Source organism: Mycobacterium barrassiae (assembly GCF_025822765.1).
In the GTDB taxonomy this organism is placed as follows: domain Bacteria; phylum Actinomycetota; class Actinomycetes; order Mycobacteriales; family Mycobacteriaceae; genus Mycobacterium; species Mycobacterium barrassiae.
The window spans coordinates 358,627-373,914 of sequence record NZ_JACKUK010000027.1; the positions used below are offsets into that span (position 1 = coordinate 358,627).

A 15,288-nucleotide genomic window follows, 5' to 3' on the forward strand; every position below is an offset into this window, starting at 1 on the left:
CTCAGCGAGACTGAGCACGCCGAAATCGCCAATAAACCAAGAATCTGACAAGGATCCATCAAGGCCGCTATCCGACTCTGATGTCGACCCGGAAACCCACCGGACGGAATCGACATCAGGAGTCCACATGTTCGCTCGCAACGGAGTCACCAAGTTCGCCGGCACCGCTATCGTCGCGGGTGCGCTCGGACTGGCCGCATTCGCCGCCGCAGGCACCGCCAGCGCCATGAGCTCGGCTGACGACAACTTCCTCGCCGACCTCAGCGCCGAGAACATCAGCTACGACAGCCCGCAGAATGCGATCCACGCCGCCCACGACGTCTGCACCGCCTTCGACGGCGGCGCTGAGCCCGTCGACCTCGGCTTGGAGATCAAGGACGAGACGGACCTGACCACCGATCAGGTCGCGACGTTCGTCGTCTCCGCGGTCCACAACTACTGCCCCGAGTACCGGACGCTCTTCGGATAACTCCCTCCCGCTACGCGGGGGCCTCGCTGCGGCGGCGGGGCCCCCGCGTCCTCATCCTGGCCGATAGGCGGGCTAGACAGTTTCCTCGCCATGTGTTTCTGTCATTTCGCAGACACAGCGAAGGGACTTGGGCATGTCAACCGCAGGAAAAGGCCGCGTGTTCGTCGTCGGCGTCGGAATGACGAAATTCGAGAAGCCAGGCCGCCGCGAGGGTTGGGACTATCCCGACATGGCCCGTGAGTCGGGCACCAAGGCGCTCGAGGATGCCGGCATCGACTTCTCCGAAGTCCAGCAGGGCTTCGTCGGCTACTGCTCGGGCGATTCGACGTCGGGCAACCGGGCCCTCTACGAACTGGGCATGACGGGGATCCCGATCGTCAACGTCAACAACAACTGCTCGACGGGTTCGACGGCGTTGTTCCTTGCCGCGCAGACGATTCGCGGTGGGCTGGCCGACTGCACGATCGCGCTCGGCTTCGAGAAGATGCAACCCGGTTCGCTGAAGGGCGGCGCCGAGGATCGCGAGTCGCCGCTGGGCCGCCACATCAAGGCGCTGGCCGAGATGGAGGAGTTCGCATTCCCGGTCGCGCCGTGGATGTTCGCCGCCGCCGGCCGTGAACACATGCGCCAATACGGCAGCACCGCAGAGCATTTCGCGAAGATCGGCTACAAGAACCACAAGCACTCGGTCAACAATCCGTATGCGCAGTTCCAGGAGGAGTACACCCTCGACGACATCCTGGCGGCGAAGATGATCTCCGATCCGGTGACCAAGCTGCAGTGCTCGCCGACGTCCGACGGCTCGGGCGCGGCGATTCTGGCCAGCGAGGCGTTCGTCGACAAGCACGGATTGGCGGGCCAGGCCGTCGAGATCGTCGGCCAGGCGATGACCACCGATTTCGAGTCGACGTTCGACGGCAGCGCCAAGAACATCATCGGCTACGACATGAATGTGCAAGCCGCGCGCAAGGTTTACGACCAGTCCGGGCTGGGACCGTCCGATTTCCAGGTGATCGAGCTGCACGACTGCTTCTCGGCCAACGAACTGCTGCTCTATGAGGCGCTGGGACTGTGCGGCGAGGGTGAGGCGCCCAAGCTCATCGACAACAACGACACCACCTATGGCGGTCGCTGGGTGGTCAATCCGTCGGGCGGGCTGATCTCCAAGGGCCACCCACTGGGTGCCACCGGCCTGGCGCAGTGCGCCGAGCTGACATGGCAGCTGCGCGGCACCGCCGACAAGCGGCAGGTGGACAACGTCAACGCCGCCCTACAGCACAACATCGGGCTGGGCGGTGCCGCAGTTGTGACCGCTTACCAGCGCGCCGAGCGCTGATGGGCGACAATTGGCCTATGCGGACCACATGGATCGTCGCGGCCGGAGCTCTCGCTGCCGGCGCGCTGACGGCGTCGGCCGGCCTCGCGTCGGCTGACAACGGCAAATCTGCGCAGGACACGATCCAGGAGCTGCAAAAAGAGGGCTACACGGTGACGATCGACAAGATCGGCACCGCCCCGCTGTCGGACTGTGTGGTCACCAGCGTCAGGAACCCGCAACAGTTCACGCAGTTGGTACCGCTGCTCGGCGGCGGCACTGACAGCGGAGTGCTCTTCCCACAGGTGACGAGCCAGCCTGTCTCGGTGTCGCTGGACTGCTCACGTCGCAACTGATTCAAAAGCATTTAAGAAGCCCGGCCGGATCGCTCCGGCCGGGCTTCTTTTTCAGGAGGGTCAGCGCCGCGAGCAATCGGCGGTGACCGTGATGTTGCGTTGCTTGACCACCTCGATCAGGTCATCGCCGCGACGCACCAATTCGGTTCGGTTCCTGACGTTTCCGATATCGGTGACGACGCACTGGTTCAGCGGTGCGCTGCCGATGCGGTTGACCTTCACGTCGAAGCCCTGAGCTTCGAGCGTGGAGATGGTCAGCTGAGCGGACTCCTGGGCCGACGCAATGGCGGCCGGCAGCGTGATCAGTCCGCACGCCGCAGCGGCGAGTCCCGTCGGGGTCAAGAGCGTTGCGCGCATTGTCGCGCTCCCTTCGTCTTTCGTGTTGGCCCCGGTGGCCTTCACGCGGTACGACGAGACACCCCCCAACGGGGTTCAACGCAATTTCGAAAAACTTTTCCAGACGCCGGACTCCCCAGCTGCGCGTGGGCCCAGCGGGCAGATCGCGTTTTCGACGGAATCGGCGATCTGCCCGCAGCCTCGGGAAGGGTGGTGCGGGCTAGGCCGGGACGGGCTCCCGCTCCTCCCGCGTCGCGTGGTCGTCGTCGACCATCGTCAACTCGTCGAACGGATCGTCGCCACGCAGCACGGCGTTCACCCGGTCGCGGTCGATGGTCTTCGTCCAGGAACCGACGAGGATGGTCGCGACGGCGTTTCCGGAGAAATTGGTCACCGCACGGGCCTCGGACATGAACCGGTCGATCCCGACGATCAGACCGACGCCGTCGAGCAGGTCGGGGCGGTGGCTCTGCAGGCCTGCGGCAAGCGTGGCCAAGCCGGCGCCGGTCACCCCGGCTGCGCCCTTGGAGGCGACGATCATGAACACCAACAGGCCGATCTGCTCCGGCACCGACAGCGGATCGCCCAGCGCACCGGCGATGAACAGCGACGCCATGGTCAGATAGATCGCGGTGCCGTCCAGGTTGAACGAGTACCCGGTCGGCACGACCACGCCGACGGTGCTCCGCTCGACGCCGAGGTGCTCCATCTTGGCGATCAACCGCGGCAGCGCGGACTCCGACGACGAGGTCGACACGATCAGCAGGTATTCCCGCGCCAGGTAACGCACCAGCTTGAAGATCGAGACCCCGGAGACCACACGCAGGATCGTGCCCAGCACGCCGAAGACGAACACCAGGCAGGTGATGTAGAACCCGAGCATCAGGCCGAGCAGTTGCGTCACCGCGGTCCATCCGGTCTGCCCGACGACATTGGCGATCGCGCCGAAGGCTCCGATCGGGGCGAGCCACAGGATCATCACCAGGATCTTGAACACGAGCTTCTGCAGGTGCTCGATGCCGCGCAGAATCGGTTCGCCCGCGCTACCCATCGCCTGCAACGCAAAGCCAACCAACAATGCGACGAACAACGCCTGCAGGACGCTGCCCGCGGTCAACGACGCGAACAGCGTGTCCGGAATGATGCCTCGCACGAAATCCATGAGACCGCCTGCCTCATGGGCGGTTTCGGCGAGTTCGGCACCCTTGCCCGCAGCACTCTCGGTGAGCTTCATACCGGTGCCGGGGTGCAGGATGTTGCCGACCACCAGACCGATCGCGAGCGCGAAGGTCGACATGACGAGGAAGTACACGAACGCCAACCCGCCGACCTTGCCGACGGTCGCCGCCTTGCGTACCGATCCGATGCCCAACACGATGGTGCAGAAGATCACCGGCGCGATCATCATCTTGATCAGGTCGACGAACATCGTGCCAAGGACGCCGACGCTCTTGCCGACGCCCGGCGCCAGGATGCCGACCGCGACGCCGGCGAATACCGCGACGATGACTGCGATGTAGAGCCAATGGGTCCGGTCCCGTTTGCGGGGTGGATCCGCGGCCGGTTGCGTGCGGGCGAGGACGGTCATCAGTACCTCCGAGTCGACGAATGAGCTGTAGGTAGCGTCGAGGATGACGTGAGCCAGGTCACGCTTTAGTTCATTTAGTTCGGTATGTTCACGCACATGGCCGCCGACGCCGGGGTTGCGCACATCGCGACCGCCGATGGCCGTCGACTGGCGTATCTGCAGGTCGGCGACCCTGACGGCCCGCTCGTGATCCACAACCACGGCGGTCCGAGCAGTCGGCTCGAGGTGCGTCTGCTCGAAGGCTCGGCCACCAGGAACGGGATCAGGCTGATCGGCGTCGACCGGCCCGGCATGGGACAGTCGAGCCCCCAGAAGGCGCAATCTTATTCGGGCTGGGCCGACGACCTGGTCGCGATCGCCGACGCACTGGGCTTCCGCGAATTCGGTGTGACCGGCTGGTCGGAGGGCGGCCCGTGGGCGCTGGCCGCGGCCGCCTACATCGATCCCGACCGGCTGCGCCACGTCAGCAGCATCGCGCCGGGCAGCTACGGGGCGTTCGGCGACAACTCTGCGGCGCAATACCTTTCGAAGATCGACGCCCTGGGAGGAACCCTCGCACTGATCCAGCGACCCGATATCGGAACCGCCTTCGGCGAAAGCGTGGCCGAGTGCTTCGCCCATGGCTCGGACGGACTCGTGCGCGACGCCGAACTCCTGTACCGGCATTGGGCTTTCGACGTCGCGAAGATCGAGCGACCGGTCCATCTGTGGCAGGGACTTGACGACAAGCTGGTACCGGACCCCATCAACAAGGCCGTCGCCGATGCGATGCCCGGTGCGATCTGGCATCCCGTCGAGGAAGCCGGCCACTTCATCGCCGTCGGCGCGGGAGACGACATCTTCGCCATTGCCGCAGAGGAATTGCGCGCTTGACCCGCGTATGGCCCCGATCGCTGGCCGGTCAAGCGATCGCCCTGCAGATCATCGTCGTCGCGGTGGTCGTGCTGGCGGGCAGCGCGCTGGCCCTGTTCGACGCCCGTCGCGACGGCGATGAGGCGGCACGCCAGCAGGTCATCGGTATCGCCACCGCCCTGGCCGACTCGCCGTCGACCGCCCAGGCGATCGAATCCGGCAGGGCCACCCAGATTCTGCAGCCGGTCACCGAAGCCGTCCGCAGGCACGCCGACATCGCCTTCATCACGATCATGGCGCCCGACCGGACCAGGTTCACCCATACCGACCCGACGCAGATCGGCGGCAAGTACATCGGCACCATCGAGCCCGCACTGCGTGGCGAAACGTTCACCGAGGTCAACACGGGCACGCTGGGCCCGTCGATTCGCGCCGTCGCACCGGTACGCAACCAATCGGGCACGATCGTCGGTCTGGTGTCGGCGGGCATCCTGCAGACCAGCGTGGCCGACCGGTGGCGTTCACAGTGGCCGACTATCGCCGCGGTAAGCGCTGCGGCACTTGCTATTTCGCTGCTGGGTGTCTGGCTGATCCGACGGCGTCTGTTGCGGCAGACGCATGGACTGCGCCCCGACGAGCTACGCGTCATGTACGAGCATCACGACGCGATCCTGCATTCGGTGTCCGAGGGCCTGATCGTTTTGGACCGCAACGGTGTGGCTCTTGTCAACGACGAGGCGCGTCGGTTGCTTGCCCTGCCGCCGGGGCCGGTCGACCGCGAAGACCTGCCCGGGTTCCTGCGCACCTACGACCCCGGTGCCCGCGACGAGGTGCACGTCACCGCCGACCGCGTGCTGGTGGTGAACCGGTCCCGTGTCGCCGACACGCACCCCACGGAGGTCGTCACGATCCGCGACCGCACCGAATTACAGGGCGCGCTGGGCGAACTCGGATCGCTGAAGGTGCTCACCGACAGCCTGCGGGCCCAGGCGCACGAAGCCGCCAACAAGCTACACACCATCGTCACGATGGTCGAGATGGGCCGGCCGGACGATGCGGTGCGCTTCGCCACCGAGGAGCTCGCACTGTCCCAGCAGCTCGTCGACAGGCTGTCCAGTGCCGTCGGCGAACCCGCGCTCGTCGCACTTCTGCTCGGAAAGACCGCCCAGGCCGACGAGCGCGGCATCGAGCTGACCATCACCGAGGACACCCACCTGCCGTCGAACTCCGACGAGGTACCGCTGACCGGCCAGGAGATGGTCACGGTGGTCGGCAATCTCATCGACAATGCCATGGACGCATGCGACCGCGACGATCCGTGGGTCGAGGTCACCGTGCAGATGGTGGACGGCACACTCACATTGCGCGTCGCCGACAGCGGACCGGGCATGGATGCCGACACCTTCGAAAAGGCCATGCAGCGTGGATATTCCACGAAAGGCAACTCGGATCATCACGGCCTCGGCCTAGCGTTGGTCAGCCAGGTCGTCAAGCGCCACAACGGCACGCTGAGCACCGACATCACCTACGGGTCGGTCGTGACGGTGACGGTCTCATGATCAACGTACTCATCGTCGAAGACGAGCCGTTGATCGCAGAGGCCCACCGGACGTATCTCGGTCGGCTGCAGGGCTTCTCGGTGGCCGGCATCGCCCACACCGCCGGCGACGCCATGCGCATCGCCGCGGAAGCCAGCGCCACCGACTCGCCGATCGACTTGGTGCTCTTGGACATCGGGCTGCCCGACGCCAGCGGAATCACCCTGGCGTCTGGGCTGTCCGGCTTGCGGCCGACCCCTGACATCATCGCGATCACCTCCGAGCGCGATCTCGAGATGGTGCGTGCGGCGGTCGGACACGGAGCACTGGCGTACCTGTTGAAGCCGTTCACGTTCGCGGCGTTCCGGGACCGGCTGGATCGCTACCGCCGCTACCGCGAAGCCCTGCCTGCCGGAACCGATGCCGCCAGCCAGGCCGAGGTCGACCGTGCGCTTGCCGAACTGCGGGTGATCGACCGAACCACGGCGCCCAAAGGTGCTGCACCGGACACCAACGACGAAATCGCCCGAGCGGTAAGGGATTCCGTCGACGGCGTCACCGCGGATGCTGTCGCCAAGCAGGTGGGCGTGTCACGGGTGACGGCGTGGCGGTACCTCGAACGGCTCGCCGATGACGGGACGGTCACCCGTCATACGGACTACGGCAAGGCCGGACGGCCCAAAATCCGCTATCAGTGGCGCTGACTTTGTCGCGCGAGCAGACACAAATGTCACGCGACACGCCGCAGAACAGACCCTTTTGCGTCTGCTCGCGGGCCTAAGGGGCCCGGGCCTAGACGGTGACCGGCTCGCGCTCGTCGACCTGGGCCGCGTAGATCGGATCGGTCTCGACGAACTGCGAGTACAGAAGCGGCGTGGCCGACGCGACGGACAGCACCGTCAGCCCGCCCGCATAGTCGGCCACGTACAGCCGACCCGCCTCGGAATCGACTGCGACACAAGAGGGCCGAGCGTCGACCTTGATCTTGTTGACGATCTTCATCGTCAGAGTGCAGAGCACAGTGACGTTGTCGTAGTCGACGATGTAGGCACGCGTCCTGTCGGCGCTGACCGCCATCTGGGTCGGAGTGCCGACACCGAGCTCGACGCTGCCGGTGATCACACCGGTCGAGAGGTCGACGGCCTCGACGGCGCCACCCCGCGCGCGGTCCGAAACCAGGACATAGGCGATGCCGTCGGCAATCGCGATGTCGCGGATCGGCGAGCCGAGTGCGACCGTGCGCACGACCTTCGCACTGTCGGCGTCAACCACGACGAGCGCGCTGCCATCCATGTCGGTGGTGCCCACGTACAACCGCTTCCCGGCGGCATCCATCCGGACGGCGTCGATACCGATACCCGCGCCGGTCGCGATGTCGATGGTGCTCACGCGCTGGGCCGTCGTATCGATCACGACGACGTCCGCAGAGCCGTCGCCCGTCCGCGCCGCGAAAACGCGCTTCCCGTCCGGGCTGGCGGCCAGTGCCGTCACGCTGAAGGCGAGCGAGTAGGTCGCGACCACCGTCTGCGTGACGGTGTCGACCACCGCGATCGCGTCGGAATTCGCCGACGTGGTGCTGACGTAGGCGCGACCGTCCGCGACAACGACGGCGAACGGCTCGCCCGGAACCGCCACAACGCCTGCCACGGCGAGAGTGCCGGGATACAGCAGCGTCACGGTGTCGTCCCCGTGATTGGTGACCACGATCGTGCCGTCATCGGCGGTGGCGATGTCTCCGATCGGGCCGCGGCCCACCTCGGCGGCACCCATCCGGGCGACGTCGGCATACGCCTCGTCACTCACTCCTGCCACAGGAGCCTTCTTGGGCATCAAAAAGTTAGCCATTTCACCGGTACCTCCGCCGGTTTGGCGTTCACCGGCTCTAGATTCCACGTCTGCATACGCCCTCGGGGGCGCAATCTGTACCGAGTGTAGCGACGAAAATCAGTCCTCCGACGCGTCGCGAACATACGTCTATCACAACGCACGGAAACCTCTCAGACACCGCTTAGAAAACAATTCGTTACGCAGTCGTGACCTATGGCTGGCGACCGAATTCAACCCGTTGAACAGCCCTGACAGCTCTGTGGCAACCCCTCGTCGCGAGCTCCATTAGTTCGCCTCGGTAACGGTCTCTTAGGTTGAGGCGCGAAATTGAGCCGTAAATCACAGGAAGACACGCCAGCAAACTTCCCGGGATCGCTTCCACGACGAAATCCGCGCCGAGCGGTAGGCAGATATCCGATTCGGTGATGGGCGACGTGCGGGTTCGCTGTTCGCTAGCTTGCCGGTCGCGAGTGACGCGACGATTCCGGCTGCGTCACACGGACGCGAAGGCCTTGCTACGCACGAGGGCGCAATCGCCGAAGCGCATCTGTACATGCGTGCCGTTCGGCGAAGGGGAAATGGTGGTGTCATCCGCGAGTGCCCGCATCAATGGGATACCGCGGCCCCGGGTGTTCGGTTGGGCGGCGGAATCCACATGTCGCCAGGTCCCATGGTCGAACACATCGACGACCAGAGAGCGGTTGGCCTCGTCGAAATGGACGTTGAGCCCCATCGTCCCCCGCTTTCCGCGGTAGGCGAACTCGGCGGCGTTGGTCAATGCTTCGTTCACCGCAAGCAGGATGTCGTTGAGCTTGTCAACGTCGAGCGTGACGTGCGATCGCAGCCACTGAGAGAGTTCGTGCCGTAACCGGGCCACGGAATGCGCATCCGCCGCATCGATACGGGCGAAGTCAGCATCCACGTCGTCGGAGAAAGGCTGGTCGGTCATGGTGCCCGTTGGATACCCCTAAGGGCCAAGGCTCATGCAGTGAGGTTCTCCACAGCCTCATCCAGTGACGAGAACAGGTCGATCAGATCCGCGATCCCCGTGATCTTCAGCGGCCGACTGGTCGCCGATCCTTCGGCGACGACGGCGAACCGGGTCTCCGTCCCGCCCGTCTGGTTATGCGCCTCCATCAGCACCTGCATGCCGGCCGACCCCAGGAATTCGACGTCGGTGAGGTCGACGATCAACCCGGCGGGGTTCTGGCTCAACGCGGACTGAACGGCGTCCCTCAGCTGGGGCGCCGTGAGCATGTCGAGTTCTCCGGACGCGGAAACGACCGCGACACGATCGACCCACTTCTCACTACAAAGCTGCTCGTCCAAGCCTCACCTCTTGTTAAGCGACCGGCTCGCGGTCATGGCTAATATCGCAAGGCTGCAGTCTGAACCCGCGCAACAGGCTAGCGAGTTCATCACACCCTTGCATGGGGCGATACTGCTTGTCCTGATCAGGGCATCAGGATATAGGACGGGCCGCACAGGTACCGCATTCCCCTCCTGTAGCCGTGTTGAGCAGGCAACTTGCCGCCTAGGCATCAGAGGCTTCAGAGTCGTCAGAGCCGTCAGAGTCGTCGGACCGCGGCGCGCCTGCCACCCTACGCTCGCCGCCATTGCGGTCCTGCCAGAGCCGATACACATCGACGGCGTCCTCGCGCGGCTCGTAGCGCATCGGAAGGCGGCGCTGCTCCCACGACTTTGCGAACTCCTGGTAGAAGGTGTCGAGTTCGAAGTACTTGCGGTCGTCCACGTAATGCGGCTCGTATGCCTCACGGGTGGTCAGGAAGACGACCTCGTCCGGCGAGCAGTAGTACAGCGCACCGAGGCACATCGGGCACGGGTGCGCCAACACGTAGATGGTGGCCCCGACCAGGTGCTCGGTACCGACGCGCCGGCATGCCTCACGGATGGCCAGGATCTCGGCGTGGGCAGTCGGGTCGGTTGTCTGTGCGACGAGATTCGGGCTCTCGGCGAGGACTTCGCCGTCCCGCACGATGACCGTGGCGAAGGGGCGGCCGCCGGCCACGACATTGTTTCGGGCGAGCTCTATCGTGCGCTGCACAAAATCGGCCACGACCACCGAATATAGCCAGTATCAGCGCCGCAGATCAGGCGACATGCGCTCGCGCAGCGAGTCGTAGATGGGCGGTGACCCGGTGAGATTGGCGACGAGCACCGCGGCGGCGGTCGCGGCGAGCATCGGGATGGCGGCCGAGGTGGTGGCCGTCATCTCGATGACGATGACGATGCCCGTGACGGGCGCCCGCACCGTCGCCCCGAAGAACGCCGCCATGCCGACGAGCGCCATCGGGATGGCCAGAGAGGTCGCGCCACCGGGCCACACGGCGTCGAAAGCCCCGACGAACAGCAGTCCCCAGAGCGCGCCGACCGCGAGTAGCGGTGCGAACAGGCCACCCGGCACCGCCGCGGCATACGACAACGGGCCTGCGACGAAGCGCACCGCAAGAACTCCGAGGACGACCGGAAGAACGAAGTCCTGCCCGGCGAGGATCATCTGCGTCAACGCGTCGCCGCCTCCGACCGCGTGCGGGTAGACGAACATCGCCAGGCCGATGACGGCGCCGATCATGGCCGCTTTCGCGATCGCAGGAATCCGCCGGATTCGCCCGACATGGTCGAGGAACCACAACAACAGCCGGTTGTACACCGCGCCCAGACATCCGGTGAGCAGACCGAAAACCACGAACAGTGGCAGCCAGTGGAGAGCGGGCGCCCCGATCACGTCGACGTGGAAGTCCGGATCGTTGCCGAGGAGTACGCGCATACAGCCGACGGCAGCGGCCGCCGCGAACAGAGTGGCCAGCACTGTCTGCAGGCGGAACGACCTCGTCACCTCTTCCAGGGAGAAGAGCGTGCCCCCGATCGGCGCATTGAATGCGACCGCAAGACCGGCCCCGCCCACGGCGGTCTGCATCATCCTGACGTCGGCCTCGCTGAGTTTGATCCGCTTCGCCGCTTCGGTGCCGATCGCTGCGCCCATGTGAACGGTCGGGCCCTCGCGACCGAGGACAAGCCCCGACCCGATCGACAGCACACCACCGATGAACTTCGCGGGCAGGACTGGGAGCAGCGGAGGATCGGCGTTGCCCCGGTACACGGCCTCCACGTGCTGTATCCCGCTACCGGCAGCCAGCGGCACCCACCGCACGATCAGGGCTGCGAGCGTCGCCCCCAACGCCGCGACGGCGATGGGCACCAGCCACCCCGGTCCCGGCAGCCCATGCGCCCAGTCGACGAGGTCGATGCGCAACCGATCGGCGGTCTCCAGGCACCAGCGGAAGGCGCCGCCGATGAAGCCGATCGCGACGCCCGCCACGACGGCGGTCACGCAGATGAGCGCCAGTCCGCGGGCGGATTCGCCGGGCGGGTCCGGTTCCGGGTCCGGTGCTGGGTCGTTCACGGCAGCGGAATCGGGCATGGCGTTAGAAAGGGGGAAGGTGCGTGGCCGTCGGTGGTGCGAATGTGCACGACCGGCATCCTCCTTCGGGGGTGGACCGCAGCGACAAGTGCTCAGTCTCGCAGATCGCGACGCGCCTCGTTGGCACGCCGCGGACCTTCGTTGCGCCCTATGGTGATGCTCAGACTCCGAACGACGGGATGAGCGATGGCGGCAAGAGCGTTCAGACGGTGCAGGCTTCTCGCGGTGGTGGCGGTACTCGTGTTGGTCGCCGGATGCGGACAGGATTCGACGTCGCAGAGCACGTCGACGAGCGCGCGAGCGGACAACGGGTTGGACGCCGGAGTCGTGCAGCGGCTCAACGATACGATCAACAAGACGATGGACGAAACGTCGATCCCCGGTGCGATCGTGGGCATCTGGGGTCCCGACGGGGATTTCGTGCAGACGTTCGGCGTCGCCGACCAGGCCGGCGGGGAACCGATGAAGACGGACTTCTACCACCGGATCGGTAGTCAGACAAAGACATTCACCGTGACGGGCGTGCTGCAGCTGGCAGATCAGGGCAAGCTCGGGCTCGACGATCCCATCTCGAAATTCGTCGACGGCGTCCCCGAGGGCGACACGATCACACTGAGGCAGCTCGCGCGCATGCAGAGCGGGCTGCCTAACTACTCCTCGACGAGCGCCTTCCAGCAGGCGTTCTTCGAGGACCCGTTCCAGAACTTCACGCCGCAACAGCTGCTCGACTACGCATTCGCCGAACCGATGGAGTTCCCGCCCGGCGAGGGCTTCCTGTACTGCAACACCAACACCGTTCTGCTCGGCCTGGTCGTGGAGAAGGTCAGCGGGCAATCGCTGCCGGATTACATCCGCGAGCACATCTCTCAGCCGTTGGATATGGGGCACACCAGCTTTCCGACGACCAACGCGTTCCCGAAGCCGCACGCGCAGGGTTACACCACGCAGGACGCCGACAATGCGGTGACGACGGCCACCGACTGGAATCCGTCATGGGGGTGGGCCGCAGGCGCGATGATCTCCACCCTCGAGGACATGCACATCTGGGTGCCTGCACTGGCGACCGGAAAGCTTTTGACGCCGGAGATGCAGGCGCAGCGGCTGCAGACCGTCACTCCCCCAGGCACGCCGCCCGGCGACGGCTACGGGGTGGGAATCTTCAACCTCGGCGGCTGGATCGGACACAACGGCAGCCTGCCCGGCTACCAGACCGTCGGTGTATACCTCCCGGAAAAGCAAACGACGCTAGTGATTTTCACCAACACCGACATCGAATATCAGGACCAGGAACCGAGCACTCTGCTGGCCAAGGCGATCACCGAGATCATCACTCCGGACAACGTCTACACAATGGGCGAGGCGGTTCAGCCGCCCGATGTGACGCCACCGCCGTCCGCGCCGACGACCACCAAGCCGCGGTGATCGTCGGCTGACTGGCGCTCCAAGAAATTTCCAAGAGCCGCGCGCGAATCTGCTGTCAGCAGGTGCGGGGACCTTACCCGACGAGGCCCCCGCACTTGCTTCCTCACTCCTCGACCGACCCCACCGCTTCGGCCGCATCATCGGCGCCCGCGGGGCCGTCCGGTGTGCTGGCGACGAGCAGCCAGACGAGTGTCGCCAGCCCTGTGAAGATGCCCTGGACCGTCAGCAGGAACGCGATGTACTCGTGCCAGCGGGACAGCACGTCGCCGCATCCCTGGCCATCCCACGGAAGGGTGGAGAGCGTCGCGACCAACGCGGCCGCCAGCACCGTCACCGTGGCTGCGGTCGCTGCGCGCTGGCCGGCGTCGGTCAGCGTCCGGCGGAAGTAGTTGAACTCGACGCCGAGCGCCAGCAACAGGACGGGTATCACTTCCGCCACCAGCTGGAAGAACACCGGGCTGATCGCACCCTGACAGAGTTGCGAGAGCACCGACATCTGTTCTGACTCCGAGAGATTCGCGATCTCGGCCTCGAGCGCCGGGCCCAGCGTCCGAATCGTGTCGATGTCGAAGAGGTCGACGTAGGCAGTCGCCGCCAGGTAACAAAGCCAGGTTCCGATGACCAGCGGGACGATTGCCCGCACCCGGGACCAGTCGACGAGCAACCTCAGCCGTCGCTCGCTGTTGACCAGGGTGAGCGGGTCGGCATTCAGCGATGCGGCGATGGTGAAACCCATTGCGGCGGCGTAGACAGTCGCGGTCACCACGTCCACGCCGATCGAATCCAGGGAGATGAGTCGGAACCCGTCGATACCGATCAGGATGGCGACGCCCGTCCACCACCAACCCCAAAGCCGCGGCGCATCACCGTCCGCCCGCGTGATCGCACGCTTCATCAAGCCGACGAGGGTGAGCACGGCGGCGTCGACGACGATCACCGCGATCCGCCATGCCATCTCTTGGCGGGAGCCGGTGGACGGAAACAGCTGTGACACGACCTGCTCGCTGTAGGAGAACGCGAACACCATGAGGAAGACGACGCCGAAGACCGCGCGATCTGCCCGCGGAGGTGAGATTGCTTCAGACACTGTCGACTCCCGAGGTGTTGCGTCGGTCTGGGTCGCTCACCACAAGCACCCACACGAGCGTCGCCAGGCCCGTGGCGACGCCCTGCACGGCGATCACGAACGTCAGGTATTCATGCCAATAACCCAGCACTTCACCGCAACCGCTGCCGCCCCACGGCAGTGTGGAGATCGCCAGCGCCAGCCCGGTCGACATGACGGTCACGGTGGCAGCAGCGGCAGCGCGTTGGACGGGCTCGGCCAGCGTGCGCCGGAAGTAGTTGAACTCCACGCCAAGTGTGAGCAGCAGCAATGGGATCACCTTGACGACCTGCTGGAAGAACGCCGGGCTCACCGCCCCCTCGCACAGGGTCGCGTTGGCGCCGAGCTGTTCCTCCAATGGCATGGCCGCGACTTCGGCCGCAATCTCGGGATCGAGGATCCGCACGGTGTCGAGATCGAAGAAATCGTCGAAGGCGGTGGAGGCGAGATAAAGGACGAAGGTTCCGATGACAAGCGGAACCACCGCGCGAACGCGCTCCCAATCGGCCGGCGCCGCGGCGCGCCACTCCTTGCCGAACAACACCAGCGGAGAGACGTTGAGCGACAACGCCATCAGGACTCCCATCAGGCAGGCCATCCCGACGGACATCGCGATGTCGAGCCACAGCGGGTGCTCGTCCGGAAGGAGAATCAGTAACACGTCGAGGACGACCACAGTGGCGAACGCGATCCACCATGGGCGCCACAGCCGTTGGACCCCACCGTCGGCTTGCGCAATCTCACGCTTGAGCAGACCGACCACGGCGAGCACGGCCGCGTCGAGTCCGACCAGCCCGACGATCCAACCGAGCACGTGGTCGTTGCCGGTCGCATCGAGCACCGCGAACACGATGTCTTCGCTGTAGGAGAAGACGAAGAGCAGAAGGAAGACCACCGCCAGCACGGCGCGGTCGCGGTTATGTCGTGTCAAGAGCGTGCGGAAGACGGTGTCAGATTTGACCACCACCGCGCCCTCCTCGTGCTCCGCTGGTACTAGGCACTCGCGCCTCATTTGGCACGATCAGGCTAGACCGCGGG

Annotated in this window: 16 protein-coding genes; 7 read left to right on the forward strand and 9 right to left on the reverse strand. The window is 65.5% G+C overall.

Annotation, left to right across the window (positions count from 1 at the left end; translation table 11 throughout):
* The first annotated feature begins 127 nt into the window (after window positions 1-127).
* The 3 genes from H7J93_RS18800 to H7J93_RS18810 all read left to right on the forward strand — a co-directional run bounded on the left by H7J93_RS18800 (window position 128) and on the right by H7J93_RS18810 (window position 2,140).
* A complete protein-coding gene (locus H7J93_RS18800; RefSeq protein ID WP_267307793.1) occupies window positions 128-469 on the forward strand; it encodes a DUF732 domain-containing protein in 342 nt (113 codons plus the stop codon).
* Between the two features lie 133 nt (window positions 470-602).
* A complete protein-coding gene (locus tag H7J93_RS18805; protein WP_267307794.1) occupies window positions 603-1,805 on the forward strand; it encodes a lipid-transfer protein in 1,203 nt (400 codons plus the stop codon).
* A gap of 17 nt (window positions 1,806-1,822) precedes the next feature.
* Window positions 1,823-2,140 carry a hypothetical protein gene (locus tag H7J93_RS18810; RefSeq protein WP_267307795.1) on the forward strand — a complete coding sequence of 106 codons (318 nt, stop codon included), beginning with the start codon at window positions 1,823-1,825 and terminating at the stop codon, window positions 2,138-2,140.
* 60 nt (window positions 2,141-2,200) lie between these two features.
* Here H7J93_RS18810 and H7J93_RS18815 read toward each other — a convergent pair whose 3' ends face one another.
* Together H7J93_RS18815 and H7J93_RS18820 are read right to left on the reverse strand one after the other, a co-directional pair.
* On the reverse strand, window positions 2,201-2,497 hold the full coding sequence (locus H7J93_RS18815) for a hypothetical protein (protein WP_267307796.1): 297 nt from the start codon (window positions 2,495-2,497) through the stop codon (window positions 2,201-2,203).
* A gap of 199 nt (window positions 2,498-2,696) precedes the next feature.
* Window positions 2,697-4,064, reverse strand: coding sequence for a cation:dicarboxylate symporter family transporter (locus H7J93_RS18820; RefSeq protein ID WP_267307797.1), 1,368 nt, complete (start codon window positions 4,062-4,064; stop codon window positions 2,697-2,699).
* Between the two features lie 96 nt (window positions 4,065-4,160).
* On the opposite strand from H7J93_RS18820, the gene H7J93_RS18825 reads away from it, so the two are divergent.
* Genes H7J93_RS18825 through H7J93_RS18835 form a run of 3 tightly spaced genes read left to right on the forward strand, consistent with a single transcriptional unit; the run spans window position 4,161 to window position 7,158 of the window.
* Window positions 4,161-4,937, forward strand: a complete 777-nt coding sequence (locus H7J93_RS18825; RefSeq protein ID WP_267307798.1) for an alpha/beta fold hydrolase — start codon at window positions 4,161-4,163, stop codon at window positions 4,935-4,937.
* The gene (locus tag H7J93_RS18830) at window positions 4,934-6,475 is read left to right on the forward strand and encodes a sensor histidine kinase (protein WP_267307799.1); all 1,542 of its coding nucleotides are present in this window, start codon (window positions 4,934-4,936) and stop codon (window positions 6,473-6,475) included. Before H7J93_RS18825 ends, H7J93_RS18830 begins: the two co-directional genes overlap by 4 nt.
* Window positions 6,472-7,158: a response regulator gene (locus tag H7J93_RS18835; protein ID WP_267307800.1), complete on the forward strand. Its 687-nt coding sequence runs from the start codon at window positions 6,472-6,474 to the stop codon at window positions 7,156-7,158. The genes H7J93_RS18830 and H7J93_RS18835 overlap by 4 nt, the downstream gene beginning before the upstream one ends.
* Before the next feature lie 88 nt (window positions 7,159-7,246).
* Here H7J93_RS18835 and H7J93_RS18840 read toward each other — a convergent pair whose 3' ends face one another.
* The 5 genes from H7J93_RS18840 to H7J93_RS18860 all read right to left on the reverse strand — a co-directional run bounded on the left by H7J93_RS18840 (window position 7,247) and on the right by H7J93_RS18860 (window position 11,723).
* Complete coding sequence (locus H7J93_RS18840; protein WP_276022097.1) at window positions 7,247-8,299, reverse strand: MmpL3/TtfA transport complex stabilizer; 1,053 nt, start codon at window positions 8,297-8,299, stop codon at window positions 7,247-7,249.
* A 475-nt stretch (window positions 8,300-8,774) separates the two neighbouring features.
* Window positions 8,775-9,230 carry an ATP-binding protein gene (locus tag H7J93_RS18845; RefSeq protein WP_267307802.1) on the reverse strand — a complete coding sequence of 152 codons (456 nt, stop codon included), beginning with the start codon at window positions 9,228-9,230 and terminating at the stop codon, window positions 8,775-8,777.
* Window positions 9,231-9,262: 32 nt separating this feature from the next.
* A complete protein-coding gene (locus H7J93_RS18850) occupies window positions 9,263-9,610 on the reverse strand; it encodes an STAS domain-containing protein (RefSeq protein WP_267307803.1) in 348 nt (115 codons plus the stop codon).
* Between the two features lie 205 nt (window positions 9,611-9,815).
* A complete protein-coding gene (locus tag H7J93_RS18855) occupies window positions 9,816-10,358 on the reverse strand; it encodes a nucleoside deaminase (RefSeq protein WP_267307804.1) in 543 nt (180 codons plus the stop codon).
* A 21-nt stretch (window positions 10,359-10,379) separates the two neighbouring features.
* On the reverse strand, window positions 10,380-11,723 hold the full coding sequence (locus tag H7J93_RS18860; protein ID WP_267307805.1) for a ClC family H(+)/Cl(-) exchange transporter: 1,344 nt from the start codon (window positions 11,721-11,723) through the stop codon (window positions 10,380-10,382).
* 186 nt (window positions 11,724-11,909) lie between these two features.
* Here H7J93_RS18860 and H7J93_RS18865 point away from each other — a divergent pair, with 186 nt between their 5' ends.
* Complete coding sequence (locus H7J93_RS18865; RefSeq protein ID WP_267307806.1) at window positions 11,910-13,145, forward strand: serine hydrolase domain-containing protein; 1,236 nt, start codon at window positions 11,910-11,912, stop codon at window positions 13,143-13,145.
* A 103-nt stretch (window positions 13,146-13,248) separates the two neighbouring features.
* Here the strand turns inward: H7J93_RS18865 and H7J93_RS18870 are convergent, their stop codons facing one another.
* Window positions 13,249-14,232, reverse strand: a complete 984-nt coding sequence (locus tag H7J93_RS18870) for a hypothetical protein (RefSeq protein ID WP_308204930.1) — start codon at window positions 14,230-14,232, stop codon at window positions 13,249-13,251.
* On the reverse strand, window positions 14,225-15,217 hold the full coding sequence (locus H7J93_RS18875) for a hypothetical protein (RefSeq protein WP_267307807.1): 993 nt from the start codon (window positions 15,215-15,217) through the stop codon (window positions 14,225-14,227). The genes H7J93_RS18870 and H7J93_RS18875 overlap by 8 nt, the downstream gene beginning before the upstream one ends.
* Between the last annotated feature and the right edge of the window lie 71 nt (window positions 15,218-15,288).